A 19,620-nucleotide genomic window follows, 5' to 3' on the forward strand; every position below is an offset into this window, starting at 1 on the left:
TCATTGATTTTTTCATCAGCAATTTGTTTACGCTCATGTAGTTCATTAACCTTCGTATCAACATTTTCCTTAACTTGGTTAAGTTCATTCAATGTTTGATCCACGTTTTCTTTGTGCTGCTGCAATTTCGCATCTAACTCTTGTCTATGTTGCTTAATTTCAGCTAATCGATCTCCCGTACTTTGCTGAGGAGTAGCATCAGTTACTTCCGCATGAGCAGAGTTTGCGCCAGCAATCATTGCTAAAGCTAGTGTAGACGCAGCAATTGTTTGTTTTGTTTTCATATTTTTGTACCTCTTTCCTATGAATGCACTCTATTGTGTAAAATTGAGCATATAATAATAGATTATTACATCATTATATACCATGTACGATGTCTAGAGGAAGTATTTGCATAATAATCTATCATTATGTAATTCTCATAGTCTCCTATTTTGGAGTAGGGGACAAATCTTTAACAAGATGCACAATTTCTTCTATAGTAAGGTTTATATCCTTGCTATTGCGAATAACAAACAAATAATCAGCCTCGTTTTCTATAGGATCTACTACATCTTCTTGTAGTGATTCAGACTGTTGTCGATCGAGTACTTCTTTGAAACTAGAATAACTGCCTCTAAAAATATTCGTACTTCGCGTGCTTCGAGCTACTCTTTCGTAAAGTACATCATCTGGAATATCAAAATGAACGAGTATGCGTACATAGTCTTCTTTTGGAAACAATTCATTTAGTAAATACATCCGGCCATTTCGGCTTCTATTTGAGTTGCAAATAATAAGGTGTAAATTTGTATGTTCTTTTGCATAATCAACAATGAATTTCGAAAGACCGTGTTTAAAGGTATTGGCGCCTTCAGCCGGCTGTAATTTTTCATAATGCGAGTTAATAAATTCTGCTTGGTTATCTTGATCCATAACGAAAGAGTGGGGTAACTCTTTTTCTAGTTCTTGAGCAAATGTAGTTTTTCCGCTATGTGTTTTTCCTACTGTAATAATGACGAATCGTTTCATAGTGACCTCCATATGTATTATTATAATTTGGAACATTCTGTGTGAATCAACAATTTTCCTGCTAGAGAATATACAAATTGTTGGAGTAATAGCAGGCTGAAAATTTGACAAAAAAACTTATTTATGCTATAATTTAACAATATAAAAATAAAGTGTATAATAGGGTTCTCCTGGCCAGGGGAACCCTATTTTGTTGTGAAAATGAAGGAGTGTATGTGCGTGAAAAAAGGTGAAGCAAGTGTAACGTCGCTAGTATCAGCTTTCGGGAGGGCGTATCATAGTGATTTTGATCGTCCTAAAATTTTTGATGATTATGTAGCTAAAGATTTTATTTCACAAAAAGAGCGTAATGATATTGAAACAAATATGGTTCAAGGAATACAGTTTTTTAATACAGACATTGCACATCAGTTTCAAGACAATCCACAAGAAATATTAAAATGGATTACACAAGTTCAATTATCACCAACACCTTTGGCACGCGCGGCATATTGTGAAAGAGTATTACTACATGAAATTATATTAGGCGCAAAACAATACGTCATACTCGGTGCAGGCCTAGACACATTTAGTTTTAGACACCGAGAATTAGAAAATAAAATAGAAATATTTGAAGTGGATCATCCTTCTACGCAATCGTTTAAAATACAAAGAGTGAAAGAAGCAGAGTATGAAATTCCAAGCAATCTTCATTTTGTTTCGATGGATTTTACTAAGGATTTCTCGAAGCAAACATTAGTAAATGAAGGATTTGAAAACAAAAAGACTTTCTTTAGCCTATTAGGTGTTACGTACTATTTAACGAAAGAGGAGCTTTCTAGTTTAATAGAATACTTATTCGAGATGGTTCCAGAGGGAAGTTCTATCGTATTCGATTATCCGGATGAAAACTTATTTACGGAAAAAGGACTGTCCAACCGAGTTGAAAATATGGTGAAAATGGCTACAGTAGGCGGAGAACCGATGAAATCGTGTTTTTCTTATACCGAAATGGAAGCACTATTAGAGAAGGCGGGCTTACTCATTTATGAGCACGTATCACCAGAGGATATTCATACATTATATTTTGAAGGACGAAACGATTATTTAAAAGCTTTTGAGACGGTGCATTATGTGCATGCGGTGAAGAAGTAGAGGATTAGTAGTGTGAATTTAAAATAAAGTCATGATGTTTCGAATGGAATTTCGATGTTTCTGAAAGATATGAACCGAGATATCTTAATAATGAAGAGGTCTTGTTTTTTTATACACACGGATCAGTTTATTTTAATAGTTAGATTAAAATAAACTGTGATATGATTAGTATTGGATTTATCCCGCTTTAATGGGCAGTAAGACCCCCACCTCAAAATTTAGCGAAAGCACAGAATTTAGGTGGGGGATCAACTGCCCATAAAAGCCCGATTGGTTCAACTAATAATCAGTGGGGGTTTTCAAATGACGCCAGAACAAATTGTTAGAAAATTTTTTGAAGAAGTACGTTCAGGGAAGAATCCTGACTATTCAAATCAGTTGATGGCAGAAAAAGTATTGGCACATCAAATTGTATCTGAAGAAGAACAAACAGTTTGCAGAACACCTGAAGATTATGCTGAACATGTAAGAGAGATGATTGAAGTATATGGTGATTTTTCTTTAGAAATACAAGAGTTTTTAGTACAAGGAAGTAAAGTATATGTACGTTGGAAACAAGTAGGTAGACACTTAGGAGAAATCGATGGATATCAACCTACAGGACTCCCAATCATTCAAATGGCAAGTGCTGTGTATAGAATAGAAGATGGAAAAATAGCAGAGTATTGGATTCAAATTGATAGGTCAGGAATTCAAAATCAATTTGAGTGCAATAAAAATATGCAGTAGTTAATTGTTAAGAGTAATAGAAAAATAAAAGCAAGAAACAACATCTTGTTAAGCGAAAAGCTTTTGTTGTATAAGGTGTACAAAACAATTAAACTTTTTTCGGGAGAATTATTTGAATTATCACAAAAAAATCGTATTATGATTGACCGTTTTTAAAAATAAGCTCTTATCTTTTGTTTATTAAAGCTACAATTGGGCATGGGGAGAAATCTCTGTGTCTCTTTTTTATGAAAAAAGGAGATGGGGTGTAGTGGTGGAAAATATTAAGTACATTGCTATTGGAAGGTGGGGGATTATGAAAAATTATATAGGGGTAGCCGCTGCCATCAGTATCTTTATCCTTTCAATTATCTTTTTATATTTCAACCCGCATAGTAAGCAATTACTGGATAAAGATTTATATATCACCGTATTTTTTATGTTCTTATTTCCTTCTTTTCTAGCAGTAATTGCGACAGTGGCAAGGAAAAAAGCTTTTATGGTCGTTTGTTGCATGTGGATGTTACCAGGAACTCTTTATTTGAGTGTCGCTGCAATACCCTCGTTATGGAATTTATATATTATATTTTTAATGATTTATTTTCTATGTATCGTTTGGATGAAAGAGAGAAGTGCTTGAAGAGTAGTTCTCTTTTTTATTAAGTTTTTGAAACAGCGCATTATGTATATACAGTAAAGAAGTAGAAGATTAGTAGGCATGGGGAGAAATCTTTATGTCTTTTTTTATGAGGATTTTTAATTTTAAAAATATATTGTAAGAAATAATTTACAATTTGTAAAAAATAAATTACAATTATCTAAAGAGGTGTTGCTATTGTTGCATAATAAAATTGTAGTTTGTCGAGCAGAAAAAGGTTGGACCCAAGAAGAACTGGCAACAAGAGTGGGAGTTAGTCGTCAAACTATCGCTACTCTTGAAAAGAATAAATATAACCCTTCTCTAATTCTTGCCTTTAAAATCGCAAATGTATTTGAAAAGCCGTTAACCGACGTATTTGATTATCTAGAGGAGTGATACATATGTTGTTGTTAAAAATTTTGTTATTTGGTTTAATAGTGATAAGTAAGATGTATGTAATAAAATTTCAATCAAGTGATGAAGCAAACGACGAAAGAGGAAGAGAAATTCTATATAAAACAAATAATGCTTTGTACAATATTCTATATTTAGGTATCCTTGCCATTATTGTTTTACAATTAATTGATATTATTCCTTTGAAATTTCTACCTGATTTGTTGTTATATTTTGCACTTTCATTAAGTGTGTTAGGCAGTATTTTTATATTTATCAACAGAAACAGTAAAAATTACTAATACGAGTTAAGTGTTTAATCTTGTTCTGTTAGTTGATTAAACAAAATGTTTTTTTAGTAGGCTACATAAAATAATCAATCTTTTTTATAAAAACTTAAGGAAGCCAGAAGAACCCCACACATTTTAATCAAAATGTGTGGGGTTCTTCTTTTTATAGAATAAATATTTGCAGCAATATTTTGTTCAAATTCTAATTAAAACTAAAATCCACCTTTTCTATTATAAATTTTTGTAGTTTGGAATATATCTATTTGATTAACCTAACTAGTATTTTAGGGGCCTTAACTGAAACAATAAATATAACTTCATATCAATCTTGTTAATGAATTTCATTGCCCTCGGATAAAGGACAATAGTAGAACTTTGATTTTTATTACAATTTTGTAAGGTTAAGTAATAAAAATCGATAGAATGGGATATTAGAATGGGATACTCTGATTGATGGGTAGAATATTCTGAAAAAGGGGTAGAGCAAATGAAGAATAGGCAAAAAGCATCGATAATATGCAAAAGTATTTTATGTTTAATGATTTGTATATTCATTACGAATGAAGCATGGTTTACAAATGTGGTGAGGGCAGAATCGGGCACGTTAACTGATAGAAGTATAGAGGATTTCAAAAAAAAGCTGGATGAGCAGGTACCAAAATGGCAGGAGAATTATGAGGTACCAGGGGTTGCAATAGGGATTGTACATGAGGGGCGTATTGCTTATACACTTAATTACGGTTATGTAGACAAAAAGACAAAAAAAGCGGTGAGTGATGATACATTGTTTCAAGCTGGTTCCATATCTAAAAACCTTACAGCGTGGGGAATCCTACATCTTGTAGATGAAGGTCGTTTATCACTAGATGATCCCGTTGGAAAATATCTGACCAAATGGAAATTACCTAATTCAGAGTTTAATAATAATGAAGTCACAATAAGAAGATTGTTAAGCCATACAGCAGGGCTGTCTGCACATAAAGGATACCTCGGGGTTGCACCAGGGAAACATCTTGACTCTATTGAGGAGTCTCTATCTGGAAAAGGATGGCTTAATGAACCAGTGGAGGTTACCAATAAACCAGGTTCAGAAACAATTTACTCTGGTGGTGGATATACAATTTTACAACTTGTAATGGAAGAGGTTACCGGAATACCGTTTGATCGTTATATGGAAGAACAAATTATGAAACCTTTAGGAATGAAATCTAGTTCATTCTTACAACGTCCTGAAAACCATAACCTGTCGAAAGCTTATGGATATTTTGGAGAGGAGCTCCCTAGTTACCAATTTACCGAACAGGCTGCTGCAGGTCTTAAGACAAATGTTACCGATATGATGACATTGATACTTGCAAGCATGGATGCAAATAATAAAGGGAATGGTGTCATCAAAAGTGAACGTGTTACGGAAATGCAAAAGCCGGTATTAGGGGAGAATGGTTTAGGTATATTTGAAAAAAAACTATCTAATCAATGGAAATTAATTTATCACTCTGGTGACAATCGAGGGTGGCATTCTTTTTATGGTTTCATTCCTAATACAAAGGATGGATTGGTAATCCTTACAAATGGTGAAGGTGGTATAGACTTACGACAGGATATTTACCATGCATGGATTGAACATGAAACTGGAAAATTACCTGAAAGTTACTTCTCTCTAGCTGAGCAGAGAAAAATTAATTCCATTACATCAATTGTTATTGGAGCCATACTTAGTGTATATTTGCTGCTATTCGTAATTAGATTGTACAAAGGTAGAAGAACTTTCATTTTTAAGCAAGAGAAGAAACCTTACATAAGATTAGTAGTTAGGGTATTTTTACTTAGTATTACTGCTATCCTCGTTTTTTGTGCTGCCTACTTGTGGAGGGTTTTCAGCTTGAATTCCGGTAATACAATAAATTTTATTCTAATAATGGTATGGATTATAACATTATTAATTAGTGGATTTTTCCCGAAAATTAGAAGTAATAAAAAACAACGTATGAAAATAAAAGATTTAACATCAAAATTTACATGTATGTAATGTAAAAGGCTAGAAAGCTAGATTGGCGTGAATCGCTAATTGTGGTTTGCAAAAAACGACAAAATCTCTTAAAAAACACTTAACTTTTAACTCCATCTACCTTTACAATCCCTCCCTATAATGTGAATTGGACAAGCACCTAAGAGAAAGCAGAACATGTCAGTTTGTACATTCTATTATTAGGGGGAGAATTTGTATGAAAAAGACAGTTGCTTCGTTAGCAGTTATGGCGGCATTATTGCCGACGTTTTCAGCACATGCGGAAGGGAAAGAGCAAGTTCGAAAATCAGCTACAACTTTTAATGTTATTAGTGATATTCAAGGGGATTTAGGGGATTTTGATCACGTATTAAAAGATATGAACAAAGTGACACCACTTTCTAGAGCGCTTATTATGAATGGGGATATAACGTCAACGGGACAACAGTCACAATATGATGATGTGAAGCGTGTGTTAAACAAAAATAAGCATCCAGAGAATGTATGGTCAACTGTTGGGAATCATGAGTTTTATGCTGGTAAATGGACAGTTGATGGGAAGCTCTCTCAAAGTACATGGCCCAATGGTGTAACGGAAGAAACGCTATTCAACCGTTACTTACAATTTAGCGGGCAAGAAAAGGTGTATCATAAAAAAGAATTAGACGGTTATCCGCTTTTATTTTTAGGAACTGAAAAATATATGAAATACCACGATTCAAAAATGTGGGATGAAGTATTTATGAGTGATGAGCAATTAGGTTGGTTAAAACAAAATTTAGAAGAATATAGCCAAAAAGATAAAAATAAGCCGATCTTCATTTTCTCTCATCACGTTTTACCTGATACAGTATCTGGATCAAGACAATCACCGTACTTACAAGATTATTTAAACGTCGATAAGTTGTACGATATATTAAAAGACTATCCGCAAGTTGTTTTCTTCACGAGTCATACGCATTGGGATTTAAACTTGCCAGATTGGGCTGGTAAAAAGAAGATTGCAGGCGGAGATAAAAAAGGATTTACGGTTGTAAATACGGGCGGAATTGAAACAGGATGGATGTCAGCTGGACCAAATGGCGGAGAGAAGACTGCTCCTGATGGTTATTCATTTAAACAAGGGCTACAAGTGAAAGCATATGGTAACAATGTAATTGTAACAGCTTACGACTATAAACGTGATAAGGATATAAAGAAGCTACTAATTAGTGATGCGAAGGTCGCACAAATGGCACCAAATGTAACCGCTGACGATAGTAAAAATGTAATTGTCGGTGCAACGGAGTATATGGAGTACTCTGTAGAAGGAACGAACGAGTGGCTGACGTATAATCCAGGAAATTCACCAAAATTTGATGGGGACAAAATTGTATACGTACGCCATAAAGGCGAAATGAATTTAGAACCAGGATTAACGCAGCTACTTCGATTTTCGGTAAATAAGTGATTAGAGAGGGCCTACTTTTTAATGAGTGGGCTCTTTATATTTTTTTCACTTTTTGTCGAATCGTCGATATATTGAAAAAATCGTTGGTATAAATTTCATGTACCGTAATGAAGTTAAAATTATTAATACAATTCCATTCATCAAAACCAAATTCCAATACATTTTTCCTCCAGAAAGGTGACTTCATCATTTTTACATGCAATAATAGTATCGTTACATACATTGTGAAAGAAGTACAAAAGGAGCGTTATTAATGAATTTAGCTAAATTCCCGAGAAAAAAATATACAGAATCATATACACCAATTGAAAAATTAAACAATTTTTCTGAAGTACTTGGTGGGCCGACTATTTATTTTAAACGAGATGATTTACTTGGTTTAACAGCTGGTGGTAATAAGACGAGAAAGTTAGAGTTTCTAGTTGCGGATGCGCAGGCAAAAGGAGCAGATACGTTAATTACGGCTGGTGGTATTCAGTCAAACCATTGCCGTTTAACCCTTGCAGCTGCGGTAAAAGAAAAAATGAAATGTATTCTTGTATTAGAAGAAGGGCTTGAGCCAGAAGAGAAGCCAGACTTTAATGGAAACTATTTCTTATATCATTTACTAGGTGCTGAAAATGTAATTGTTGTACCAAACGGAGCAGATCTTATGGAAGAGATGCATAAAGTCGCGGAAGAAGTAAGTGAGAAAGGTAGTACACCATATGTAATACCAGTTGGTGGATCAAATCCTACTGGTGCAATGGGATACGTTGCTTGCGCGCAAGAAATTATGGCACAATCATTCGATCAAGGAATTGATTTCAGCTCGGTTGTTTGTGTAAGTGGTAGCGCTGGTATGCACGCTGGTTTAATTACTGGTTTTACTGGAACACAAAGTAACATTCATGTAATCGGAATCAACGTAAGTAGAGGAAAAGCGGAACAAGAAGAGAAAGTAGCGAAACTTGTAGAGGAAACTTCAGCTCACGTTGGTATTCCGAATTTTATCTCGCGCGAAGCTGTTACATGCTTTGATGAATATGTAGGACCAGGTTACGCGTTACCAACGCCAGAAATGGTGGAAGCAGTTCAATTACTTGCGAAAACAGAAGGTATTTTACTTGATCCAGTGTATACAGGTAAAGCAGTAGCGGGACTAATCGATTTAATTAAAAAAGGTGCATTTAATAAAGAAGACAACATTTTATTCGTACATTCAGGTGGTTCACCAGCTTTATATGCGAATACGTCTTTATTTGCGTAAGTGTGAAAAAGCATTGGGTATCCAATGCTTTTTGCTATATACTGGAATTATTAGGGGGTGAGAGGAGGCAGTATATGAGTTCAAGTTTAAAATGGATTATATACACGGTGCTCAGCATTTCTATTTTACTAATTTTATTTGTGGCTTATGGAGTTTATTTATCTTTCACTTAAGTGAAATGGTAACCAAACCAAAGGAAAAATAAAATAATCGCTGTGTTACATAGAGTAAAACATAAACCGATAATGGCTAAAACTTTTTTCTCAGTCCGGCTACAAAAAGAGATGACTGCTAATAGGATTGCTATAACAGCGGAAACTAATATGAAGTAGGCGAAAGGCACGACATATTCTACTCCAACTCGGTCTAAAATAGGTGTGAAGAGAAAGAGATTAATAGTAACCAATATACTTACAATGAGAAACGTATAACTTTTCCAAGTGTATGTTTGTAACTGCATGGAACGATACTCCTTTCTCTTTATTATTTCTATTTTTAAGTTTAAATTAATTACCTTTATTTTACAAATTAAAATATTTTGTATTGAAAAGAGGGTATTAATATGAAATTTAGAAATTGGCCTCTAGTTATTATTAGTATCTGTATATTCATAATAACCGGCTGTTCAAATGTACTAGAAAATGAAGATCAAAGAATCGAAGTGCAAAAACGTATTGGTGCTAATGAATATGAAGATCTTAAGGTAGTGACAGATAATAATGAAGTGTTGCAAGTAAAGAAAATATTACAGGATACTACTTTTGAAAATAAAAAAGTGGAAATGTCTCGTCCACCGGATTATCAATTTGTTTTTCAATTTAAAAATCCGAAAATAGAGGCGAAAGCTGTGTTGTATCAAATTTGGGTAAGTGCTAACAAGGAGAAATTGGAAATTAAGGCGGGGGATAATCGGTACGCTCTATTAGAAGGGAAACATGCAACCACGTTGTTTCAAATCGTTACAGGGGAGAAGTTAGCTGAATAAACGTATATAGAATTATAGGAATCCAGTTCGTATTTTGCATTTTGAGAGATACTTAGTTTTCAATAAAAATAGTTATCTTTTGATATTGGAATAAATATTGAGAATCGGATAAAATGGAAATTGGACATTGACTTGATGAGCATAGGTTTCTACGCTTATAAGCAGATTACTGCACCTTAACGTGTGCAGTAATCTGCCAATGAATAATAAAATTAGGAAATATATTGTTTTTACAAAGATTCGATGTTATGTTTATTTTTCTTAATATAATATTTCCCTTATATAGGAGTGGCTATTTGAAGAAGTTAATATTATTAGTTTTATTGGCTACATGCTGCCTCACCATTGCAGGATGTTCTAATAATAGGATTACAACAAAGGATGAGTCTAAAACTTCAACACCTGTAAAGATTAAACGTATCAATAAAGCGTGGTACAAACATATATAATAGTTTAAAGAATCTTGAAATTGTTGATGATAAAGATTATAAGGTGAAATTAGTTAGGCCGATAGTAAATGTTGTGAAACATGGTGGAAAGCAGGGAGCATGATTTGCATTTAAATGTATATAATATGCGACATTAAAATATTCACAAAGAAGAGTCTACATGTAGTCCTTTTTTTGTGGATATTTTTCATAAATAATAAACACCCTATGGTGCCTTTCTCTGATTTGAACTATCCGAAAAGTATTTTATCAAGTTAAGTAGTATCGTTCTTTAAAATTTGGCGAATACGAGGGGCACGTAATAGCTCGATTGTTGTGATCCTTTTTCACTTTATCTATCATCTTTATATATCTTACTATTAAAAAATCTGACTTTAATCGATTAAATGAGATAAAAACTGGTTAAAAACAATGAAATTTTAGGAAAAATAAGGTACACTATTCAATGGTTTTGGTTTAAAATCGATTGACGTTAATGTATACGGGGGAAAGATTGATGAACAATAATACAGTAAATGAATCTGTTGAAGAAGTTGAGAAAAAACGGGTAAGATCAAAAAAACGTTTTACAAATTGGAAACTTATCGCAGCGGGTGGCGGTGTAATTGCACTTCTCGTTGGGGGAATGAGTTATTACCAGGCAACTCACTTCAATTCAAATGTTACGATTAATGATACAAAAGTCGGTGGTTTGAGCGCTGATCAGGCAATGCAAGAATTAAAAACATCTGGACTAGCAAACAAAGTCTATATTGATCAACAACAAATTTTAGATGAACAAGATACAAAAACGGAGCTAACGGAAAAAGACTTACCACAAGTTAAGAAACTATTAAAAAGCCAGTGGACATTTTTCCCTTCTGCAAAGGAAAAAGATTATTCATTGTTACCGAAAGAAGCGGATCAGTATCGTAGTGAAACGATGAAAAAACTTGTAGAAGAAAAGATTGTTTCTATGAATGAAAAGTTAAAAGCGCCTCAAGATGCTATGGCGAAGCTCGAACAAGGAAAAGTTGTAATTTCGAAGAGCGTTGATGGAAAACAATATGACGTTACGAATCTACTAAAAGATTACGACAAGCAGAAGCATAAAAGCGAAATTCATTTAAAGTCTGCATACATACAACCTATTAAAGAAGACGATCCAATCATTAAAAAAGAAGAGAAGGCATTACAGAATCTTCTTCAGCAGTCTGTTGATTATAAAGTGCAGGATGAAGTGTATTCATTAAAAGCGAAAGATCTAATTCAAAATGCGTCTATGTCAAAGGATATGAAAGTGACAATCGATGCGAGCGACATTAAGAATAAGATTACTGAAATTAATAAGGCTAAATCTACATTACATAAAGACTTTGCTTTTAAAACACATTCTGGTTCGGTTATTTCAGTAAAGGGACAAGGATACGGCTGGGCACTAGATGTGGAAAAAGAAACAAAACAACTTCAACAAGCCTTTGAGAAAGGCGAAAAATCGCTTTCTGCTTCTAATATTCACGGGAATGGTTGGGAGAAGGAAGGGGTCGGCTATAAAACAACATCGAATAATGGCATTGGAGACACATATGCAGAAGTGTCCATTGCAGATCAACAAATTTGGATTTATAAAGATGGAAAACTAGTTCTCACAACAAATGTAGTAACGGGTAAACATAGCACGGGTGAAGATACATCACCAGGTGTATGGTACGTTTTATATAAACGAACTCCATACACGCTGAGAGGTAGCGCAGTAGGGAAAGCTGATTATGCAGTGAAAGTAGATTACTGGGTTCCATTCACAAATAGCGGTCAAGGATTCCATGATGCCGGCTGGCGAAAAGACTGGGGAAATAATGCTTATGTAACAGGGGGATCAGGTGGGTGTGTAAACCTTCTGCCTAACGTTGCAAAAACTGTGTATGATAGTTTGAACACATATGATCCAGTTATTGTGTACTAGAAAATAGGTACGTATTAAGAAATAAATAAAGCAGGAAATCTTACTTGATGGTACATGAAAAAACACCTCTTGAATTCGCATACGAAGTATGTAAATTTAATGGAGGTGTTTTTTGTTTGAAAACAAGGGTTCATTGCCTATAAGAAACAAATTGGACAGAGATTGAGATGAAAAATAGATATTCAAACAGTCAATAAAATTGACACTGAATATCATTTTCATTTATGATGGAATCGTCGTATGTAATTGGATATGATTTTTATGAAAAAAGTTTACTAATATAATAGATTTTTATTAAGGTGTCCCATTTAAGAATTAAAAAGTAGGAAAGGGTAATATAAAAATGAACTGGAAAAAAGGCGGATTATGGATTATTATTTTTTTCATTGTAAAAGGTACGATTTCTACACTTTTAATCGTTACAGGTGCTAAATATTTTGATTTATCATTTATGCAGATTTTCGTACTCATATTGATTTTATTACTGATTTCTCTCATAAGTCGAAAATTGCTACATAGACATAAACAAAACAAAAAGCAAAAAGAGCTAAATATATAATGAAGCCCCAGAGACCTTTTGATTTCTGGGGTTTTATTTTGATATTTTTCCATATGCATATCAACTTAACAGAACAGGTTGTCCAACATGATAAAATCGATGCTGTTTAAAATGCGTCGATTACTGTTATATAAGGATTGAAGAATCTTTATTCTGAAGTTACAAACATTCATACATTATGCTCGTTTTTCAATTGGTAGTTTAAAGGTAAAAGTACTACCTTCTCCTAATTTACTTTCAACCGTAATTTCTCCTCCATGTAGTTCGACAATCCATTTTACCATCGACAATCCTAAACCTGTGTTTCCGGTGCTTGAAGATGTTCTTGCTGCGTCAACTCGATAGAAGCGGTCCCATATTTTCATAATATGTTGCTCGCTGATGCCTATGCCATTATCGGAGACTTTACCTATTATGTTGGTTTCATCACGGAACAGTTGCATATGCACAGTGCCGTTCGCTTTGCTATAAGCAATCGCATTCGTTAGTAAATTCATTAATAAACGCATCATCAATGTTTGATCTGCTTTTATAAACAGGTTTTCCTCTATATGAGTTGTTATATTAATCGATGCTTCTTGATCCATTAACGAAAGCTCTTCTACAACGATTTCTGTTAATTCACTCATATTGATGCATTCAAATTGAAAAGTATTATGGTTTCCTTGATCAGCTCTTGCTAACAATAAGAGTTGAGATAGTAGCGCGGACATTTTACGTGATTGCTTTAAAATGACTTCTAACGATTCTTCCATTTCTTTCGGGTTATTTCTCTGCGATAAAGCGTATTCGCATTGTGAAATAATAACAGATGTTGGTGTTCTCAATTCATGAGATGCGTCAGATGTAAATTGTTTTTCACTTTCAAATGATGTTTCCAATCGCGCAAACATTTTGTCAAAGGTTTGTGCTAAATGATACATTTCGTCTTTCGGTGAACCCTGTAAATGAATTCTCTTCGAAAGGTCTTTACCATCACTAATTTTACTAGCTGAATCACTCATTTGTTGCACAGGTCGAAACGCTCTTTGTGTAATAAAATATCCTCCGACTGCCGCAATGAGAATAAGCAATGGAAATGAGATGAGTGTTAATACAATAAGCGTATTCATTGTTGATGATAATTGGTTCATGGTCATTATTCCACGAATCCAGACTTGCTCATCGCCGCCTGCATTATGGAGAAAATCATATACAATCCATTCTTTATTCCCGTCTTTAATGGTTTGTATTTCATCGGATTTAAGCGATATCTTTTTATTAAAGCTTGTTGGACTATTTCCTGCCAGCAGCTCACCTTGTTTATTATAAATGATGATATTTACTCCATCTTCAAAGGGTTCAAAATCATCGTCCATCTTTAATTGTCCATGCTTATATTCGATATCTTCCATGCTTTCTTTTACGGTGCTTTTCAATTGATCTTTCATATTAAAAAGCAAAATTTTATCTGAAGAAGTTAAAATAAAAGCTAACACGAGTGCCATAATAATTACAATTAGCCCCGTATACCACAGGGTTACTTTCATTTTTATTGATAGTCTTTTCATGACTCTACTCGCAATACGTAACCAGTTCCTCGTACTGTATGAATTAACTTCGTTTCAAATTGGCTATCAATTTTTTTGCGAAGATAGCGGACGTAAACATCAATAATATTCGAGCCACCTTCATAGTCGTAATTCCACACATGTTGCTCTATTTTATCTCGTGTCAACACAACTTCTTTATTACGAATCATATATTCTAAAATAGAAAATTCTTTACTGGAAAGAGTGATAACTTGGTCTCCTCTTGTTACTTTATGCATATTGCAATCAACAACTAGGTCAGCGATTTCAAACACATTTGATGTGTTTCCTGTATTTCTTCGCATTAACACTCGAATTCTTGCTAGCAGTTCGTCAAAAGCAAACGGCTTTACTAAATAATCGTCCGCACCTAAGTCGAGTCCTGTTACGCGATCATCAATTGTATCTTTAGCTGTAAGAAGCAAGACAGGAGTTATATTATTATCTGCGCGTAATTTTTGTAATACTTGCAAACCATTTATTCCGGGAATCATAATGTCAAGCACAATCAAATCGTAGGTAGCCATGTTTATATAATCCAAGGCATCTTCTCCATTCCCACATGCGTCGACACTATAATGTTCTGCATTTAATCGTTTTACTAATATATTTTGTAAGTCTTGTTCATCTTCGACAATAAGAACTCGCATTAACATTCTCCTTTTTTCCTTATTTATCCCGCTTTAATGGGCAGTAAGACCCCGACCTCAAAATTCAGCGAAAGCAAAAAAGTTAGGTGGGGGATCAACTGCCCATAAAAGTCCGATTGGTTCAACTAATAATCAGTAGGGGGTGAAGAAAACCCCCACTGATTAAAGTTTCACTTTATATGTATCACTATAATTCCAAAACATTAAAGAAAGATTAGAAACGATTTAATTATATCATTTTATTTTTTTGTACATTAATCTTCCTTTAATGTTTGTTCAGTAATATAAAGGCAAGGATAAGGTGCACATGTAAAGGGAGGAAAACAGAATGGGAAAATGGATGTTGATTGGAGCAATGTCTTGTTTATTCTTAACAGCTTGTTCTACTCAAGCTGATAACAATACAGAAGTACAACAACTGAAAGTGGAAAATGATACATTGAAAAAAGAAAGTGCTCAATTACAACTAGAACCAAGCAAAACACAAGCTGCTGCGAATGATACGAAGCAAATACAAGATTTCAAAAACGAAGTCACAGCTATCGTTGAAAAGGCAAATAACACGAAACCAGTTGGAGCAAAAGAAGAAAACTTAAATACGTACTTTGCAGCAAAAAAAGAAATTGATCAATTGGATGACAAGATAGATCTATCCGATAATCAGCTTGAAGCAGATTATCGCGCTGGAACGATAACGATTGAACAATATAAAGCGCAAGAAAGAGAACACGATATACTGGAAGATCAATTAGAGCAAGCAGAAAATGCGCTGGAAGCAAGATTTGGAATAGATGATTAATCATGAAGGAGTGGATGAAAATGTTAAAACATAAAAAGAAAATAATGATAAGTGTAATTGCTATTTTAGTAAGTGGTATTGCTATTGTTGGTGGATATTATGGTATGGGTTACAACTATGCCAAAAAGAATGAAAACTATACAGAGAAACAAGTTCGTGAAATTTCTTTAGCGCATACAAAGGGAGAAATTATGAATGTGAAAAAAGAATTCGAATTAGAAGATGACAACTTAGCACAATCTACATTTGAATATGAAGTGGAAATTAAGACACCTGATAATCTGTTAAATAGTTTAAAAGTTAGTGCTAGAACAGGTACAATAGAAATCGATAGTGAAGATTAAAAAATATCGCGTATTTGAAAAAAACTCCTAACAAAATTTTGTTAGGAGTTTTTTCATGTTTATACTCTACTATTTTTAAAGGGGGACCGCTACATCACCATCAAGCTAACAAAACAAAATACCAATTAATATAAAAAAATACGCTATTCTTTCTGAATAATCATAGGAAAAGTATCGGTCCAATCCAAGTGTATATTTGTGATGAGTTGAATTCAAACTTGACCTTGGATTCAGAGATTTTTCTTTTTCTCTAAGCGTGCAAATTTGATTACGTATAATTACATAACAACTTGTTATTGTAACTTTGATATCTTGCGGTTACATTCCAAAATGCATACAACAGCGCGGCTTCAAGGTTATACTGAGGCTGGAGGTGATTCAAAGTGACATACGATCGGAAAATGAATTTGAAACAAACGAATTAACAACTAAATTATTACCGGTCAACTCAAACTGTATATCGATTGGTTTATAAACGAATGCTGTGATATTTTTCGGGAGCTGATCTTTTCATTAGCCAGGAGAGTTTTAAACATCAAGTCTTCATTTTGAAACTTAAATCGCTTTTATATTAGGTTTCAAATTTTATGTGGCACAGACATTAATTGAAAGATAGGTTTTTCCTGCTCTGACTTACATCGTAAACTTGATAATTTATAAAGATGGATTTAACGGGGGGATATTATGAAAGATAGCAAACATTTAAATTTTCATAAGCTTTGGCTAGGACAGTCTATAAGTTTGTTAGGTACTCAGTTTACAATAGTAGCTTTGCCACTTTTTGCATTAGAGGTGTTACAAACAAGTGAAGCAAATGCTGCTATGCTTCGTGGGGTTATATTCGTCCCGTACCTAATTTTCGGGTTAGTAGCCGGTGCTTTAATAGACATTTTTCATAGGAAAAATGTCTTGCTAATTTGTAGTATATGTCAAGGAGTATTGTTTTTATCAGTATTCATACTGACTGTAACAAATAGTATTACGTTCCCTTTATTGGTATGTATCATGTTTTTTAATGGAATATTCACCACGTTTTACAACATCGCTATTCCTTCTTTCTTACCGGAAATAGTAACAGATAAAGATCAGTTAAAAAAAGGAAATGCTCAACTAGCACTTTCGGAGTCTCTTTCTATAGTAATTGGTCCTATGCTAGCTGGAATTGTCATTACTCTAGTTGGATTAACAGGTTCATTCACTGTTGACGCAGTGACGTATTTTGTTTGTTTTGTATTTGTATTGTTTATTTCAAAGTTTAAACCGCATACAGAGGGCACTTTAAAAGACGTAAATATAAAATCTATATACCAAAACATATATGAAGGGTTGATATATGTTAAAAAACACCCTGTATTAGAACCGATTGTAACGTGTGGTGCTGTTTACGGTTTTTTTAAATACATATTAAATAGCATTTTAGTAATATTCCTTTATAAAGTAATGGGGCTATCTGAAATTGAAATAGGGTTTGTTGTAGGTTCAGCAGCGGTGGGATTTTTAATAGGTAATACGGTTCTCATGAAAAAAAGTCAGCAAATTAATAATACAAAAATGCTTATTTATAGCGCTACTGTATCAGTTACCGGTTTGGCTTTTATACCGATAATGGGATATATGGGAACAGTTTACGGTATAGTAGCCGCAAGTATCATACATGGTATGGGGGAAGGGGTATTTGGCCCTTACGCTGCAACTATACGACAACTTGCCTCACCAAAGCACATGCTAGGCCGAGTAAATGCTGTACAGCGTACGCTTAATTGGGGAGCTTGGGCATTGGGAAGTTTTGCTAGTGCATTTTTAATTTCTATATTTGGGCTTCAAACTACGTTGTTTATAGGAGGTTTCGGAACAACATTGTGTTTAGTGGTGTTGTTAAGACGAGGTGTATCAAAAGGAACTGACATTGAATATACGAGTTCATTTTAGAGGGGATGATTATGATGAATAAGGTATTAAAAGGAACTGACATAGAAAATAAACCACACATTTTATTTATAGGAGGATGGACAAAGCCTATACAAGATGCGTTAGACAGTAGGTTTATTGTTTCGTATATAGGGTCTTATGCTAAACACATATATTTTGATGGAACTATTTTAGAAAAGTGTTTCTATAAAAAAGAAATAGACACAACAAACATCCCCTTGTCTATATACTATGCTGAAGAATTATTCAAAGAGAAACCTTTTGATGTGGTTGTATCTTTCAACGAAACAGCATTAGATACGGCTTGCATAATTGCAAAGATTTTTAATGTTAAAGGTCCTTCTTACAATGCTAATATGATAACACGTAATAAAGATATGATGCGTGAACTTCTAGCAGGTAAAGACTTTTCGATAGATTCGACAGTTTGCAATAACATTGAAGACATTAATGAATTTTTGAACAAAAAAGATAGTGTTATAATAAAGCCACCGATTGGGGCAGGTGGTAAAGGGGTATCTAAGCTAGACACAGGAACTGACGTAGGGAGATTTATTAAAGAAAACGGTATGCAACTACCTGTTTTAGTAGAAGGGTATATTGAAGGTGATATAGTTTATACAGTTGAAACCGTTTCTTATAACAAAAAGCATTCTATACTTGCTATATCAGCTGAAGTATTTAAAGAAGATACATTTATAATAAACTATACGATTATGCCAGCACCTTTAGGTGAATCTCAAAAACAGTTAATTATGGAAAAAGTAATACTATTTTTGGACGACGTGCAAATGGAAAACGGCATTACTCATACAGAAGTAAAAATAGACAAACACAATAAACCAATAATTATAGAATCTCAAGTTAGAATAGGTGGCGGAAACATTTGGAAGATGGTAGAACTATCAACCGGCATATCTCAATTTAGGTACTATTATGATGTGTTAGCTACTGAGACTATAGATGAATTTAGATGTGTATCTTCGAAATGTCAAGCTATGTCCTTAAGTTTGATTCCAAAATCAGGTTACTTAAAAGAAATTAAGTATAAAGAATTAGCTAACATATCCGAGGTCGTATTAATTGATCTATTAGTAAAAGAGGGCGACACTATACCAACTATTGTAGATAGCACTCAACGTAAAGGGAGTATATTATTTATGGCTAATGATATAAAACATATATATGAAGTTGCAGAGAGAATATGTAACAATATAACGTTTGTTTATCAAGATTTATCAGAATGGAAACCTTCTTTTAAAAAATATATGTAAAAAGAAATGTGGCAAATTTGATTTACGTTAATATTGAAGACGTTGATGATTCGCTAATTTTCGCAAGGAAAGTTAGAAGAGTGTTATGCAATTAACTAATTTATTTAGTTAAATGAGCAATGTAGTACATGAAAAAACACCTCTTGAATTTGCATACTAAGTATGTAAACTCAATGGAGGTGTTTTTCATTTGAAAGTAAAGTTTTATGATCTAGAAGAAATAAAATGAAAAAGG

The 19,620-nt window shown here is 33.7% G+C and carries 19 protein-coding genes and 2 pseudogenes; 16 read left to right on the plus strand and 5 right to left on the minus strand.

What is annotated here, in order from left to right; genetic code table 11:
* Together MR113_RS03720 and MR113_RS03725 are read right to left on the minus strand one after the other, a co-directional pair.
* Positions 1–284: pseudogene (locus MR113_RS03720) on the minus strand (LPXTG cell wall anchor domain-containing protein); the annotation flags it as partial.
* 145 nt (positions 285–429) lie between these two features.
* A complete protein-coding gene (locus tag MR113_RS03725; RefSeq protein WP_242251142.1) occupies positions 430–1,011 on the minus strand; it encodes an ATP-binding protein in 582 nt (193 codons plus the stop codon).
* Between the two features lie 219 nt (positions 1,012–1,230).
* On the opposite strand from MR113_RS03725, the gene MR113_RS03730 reads away from it, so the two are divergent.
* The 8 genes from MR113_RS03730 to cuyA all read left to right on the plus strand — a co-directional run bounded on the left by MR113_RS03730 (position 1,231) and on the right by cuyA (position 8,883).
* Positions 1,231–2,145 carry a class I SAM-dependent methyltransferase gene (locus MR113_RS03730; RefSeq protein WP_242251144.1) on the plus strand — a complete coding sequence of 305 codons (915 nt, stop codon included), beginning with the start codon at positions 1,231–1,233 and terminating at the stop codon, positions 2,143–2,145.
* Positions 2,146–2,448: 303 nt separating this feature from the next.
* Entirely contained in the window at positions 2,449–2,874 is a 426-nt protein-coding gene (locus MR113_RS03735; RefSeq protein WP_242251146.1) for an ester cyclase, read from the plus strand.
* A 295-nt stretch (positions 2,875–3,169) separates the two neighbouring features.
* Positions 3,170–3,493 carry a hypothetical protein gene (locus MR113_RS03740; RefSeq protein WP_242251148.1) on the plus strand — a complete coding sequence of 108 codons (324 nt, stop codon included), beginning with the start codon at positions 3,170–3,172 and terminating at the stop codon, positions 3,491–3,493.
* A gap of 195 nt (positions 3,494–3,688) precedes the next feature.
* Positions 3,689–3,889, plus strand: a complete 201-nt coding sequence (locus MR113_RS03745) for a helix-turn-helix transcriptional regulator (RefSeq protein ID WP_000903049.1) — start codon at positions 3,689–3,691, stop codon at positions 3,887–3,889.
* 5 nt (positions 3,890–3,894) lie between these two features.
* Positions 3,895–4,188 (plus strand): hypothetical protein, encoded by a 294-nt coding sequence (locus tag MR113_RS03750; RefSeq protein ID WP_033691900.1) that lies wholly within the window; start codon positions 3,895–3,897, stop codon positions 4,186–4,188.
* A gap of 475 nt (positions 4,189–4,663) precedes the next feature.
* A complete protein-coding gene (locus tag MR113_RS03755) occupies positions 4,664–6,205 on the plus strand; it encodes a serine hydrolase domain-containing protein (RefSeq protein WP_242251150.1) in 1,542 nt (513 codons plus the stop codon).
* A gap of 196 nt (positions 6,206–6,401) precedes the next feature.
* The gene (locus MR113_RS03760) at positions 6,402–7,634 is read left to right on the plus strand and encodes a DUF4073 domain-containing protein (RefSeq protein WP_242251152.1); all 1,233 of its coding nucleotides are present in this window, start codon (positions 6,402–6,404) and stop codon (positions 7,632–7,634) included.
* A gap of 253 nt (positions 7,635–7,887) precedes the next feature.
* Positions 7,888–8,883 carry a D-cysteate sulfo-lyase gene (gene cuyA / locus MR113_RS03765; RefSeq protein ID WP_242251154.1) on the plus strand — a complete coding sequence of 332 codons (996 nt, stop codon included), beginning with the start codon at positions 7,888–7,890 and terminating at the stop codon, positions 8,881–8,883.
* A gap of 169 nt (positions 8,884–9,052) precedes the next feature.
* Here cuyA and MR113_RS03770 read toward each other — a convergent pair whose 3' ends face one another.
* Entirely contained in the window at positions 9,053–9,343 is a 291-nt protein-coding gene (locus MR113_RS03770) for a hypothetical protein (protein ID WP_242251156.1), read from the minus strand.
* A gap of 102 nt (positions 9,344–9,445) precedes the next feature.
* Here MR113_RS03770 and MR113_RS03775 point away from each other — a divergent pair, with 102 nt between their 5' ends.
* The 3 genes from MR113_RS03775 to MR113_RS03785 all read left to right on the plus strand — a co-directional run bounded on the left by MR113_RS03775 (position 9,446) and on the right by MR113_RS03785 (position 12,818).
* Positions 9,446–9,868 carry a YhfM domain-containing protein gene (locus MR113_RS03775; protein ID WP_242251158.1) on the plus strand — a complete coding sequence of 141 codons (423 nt, stop codon included), beginning with the start codon at positions 9,446–9,448 and terminating at the stop codon, positions 9,866–9,868.
* A 945-nt stretch (positions 9,869–10,813) separates the two neighbouring features.
* Entirely contained in the window at positions 10,814–12,259 is a 1,446-nt protein-coding gene (locus MR113_RS03780) for a L,D-transpeptidase family protein (protein WP_242251169.1), read from the plus strand.
* A gap of 343 nt (positions 12,260–12,602) precedes the next feature.
* Complete coding sequence (locus MR113_RS03785) at positions 12,603–12,818, plus strand: hypothetical protein (RefSeq protein ID WP_046954849.1); 216 nt, start codon at positions 12,603–12,605, stop codon at positions 12,816–12,818.
* Between the two features lie 176 nt (positions 12,819–12,994).
* On the opposite strand, the gene MR113_RS03790 is transcribed toward MR113_RS03785, so the two are convergent.
* Both MR113_RS03790 and MR113_RS03795 read right to left on the minus strand, forming a co-directional pair.
* Positions 12,995–14,368, minus strand: a complete 1,374-nt coding sequence (locus MR113_RS03790) for a sensor histidine kinase (protein ID WP_242251171.1) — start codon at positions 14,366–14,368, stop codon at positions 12,995–12,997.
* Positions 14,365–15,039, minus strand: coding sequence for a response regulator transcription factor (locus MR113_RS03795; RefSeq protein ID WP_242251179.1), 675 nt, complete (start codon positions 15,037–15,039; stop codon positions 14,365–14,367). The genes MR113_RS03790 and MR113_RS03795 overlap by 4 nt, the downstream gene beginning before the upstream one ends.
* A gap of 328 nt (positions 15,040–15,367) precedes the next feature.
* Between MR113_RS03795 and MR113_RS03800 the strand changes: the two genes are divergently transcribed.
* From MR113_RS03800 to MR113_RS03820, 5 genes and pseudogenes are all read left to right on the plus strand, one after another.
* A complete protein-coding gene (locus MR113_RS03800; RefSeq protein WP_242251182.1) occupies positions 15,368–15,838 on the plus strand; it encodes a hypothetical protein in 471 nt (156 codons plus the stop codon).
* Between the two features lie 20 nt (positions 15,839–15,858).
* On the plus strand, positions 15,859–16,182 hold the full coding sequence (locus tag MR113_RS03805; RefSeq protein ID WP_242251184.1) for a PepSY domain-containing protein: 324 nt from the start codon (positions 15,859–15,861) through the stop codon (positions 16,180–16,182).
* A gap of 684 nt (positions 16,183–16,866) precedes the next feature.
* The gene (locus tag MR113_RS03810) at positions 16,867–18,111 is read left to right on the plus strand and encodes an MFS transporter (protein WP_242251187.1); all 1,245 of its coding nucleotides are present in this window, start codon (positions 16,867–16,869) and stop codon (positions 18,109–18,111) included.
* A gap of 14 nt (positions 18,112–18,125) precedes the next feature.
* Positions 18,126–19,385: an ATP-grasp domain-containing protein gene (locus tag MR113_RS03815; protein ID WP_242251189.1), complete on the plus strand. Its 1,260-nt coding sequence runs from the start codon at positions 18,126–18,128 to the stop codon at positions 19,383–19,385.
* 14 nt (positions 19,386–19,399) lie between these two features.
* Positions 19,400–19,480, plus strand: a pseudogene (locus MR113_RS03820) (DUF1259 domain-containing protein); the annotation flags it as partial.
* Positions 19,481–19,620 lie beyond the last annotated feature (140 nt).

This window comes from Bacillus cereus group sp. BfR-BA-01379, from assembly GCF_022663605.1.
Classification (GTDB): Bacteria; Bacillota; Bacilli; order Bacillales; family Bacillaceae_G; genus Bacillus_A; species Bacillus_A mobilis.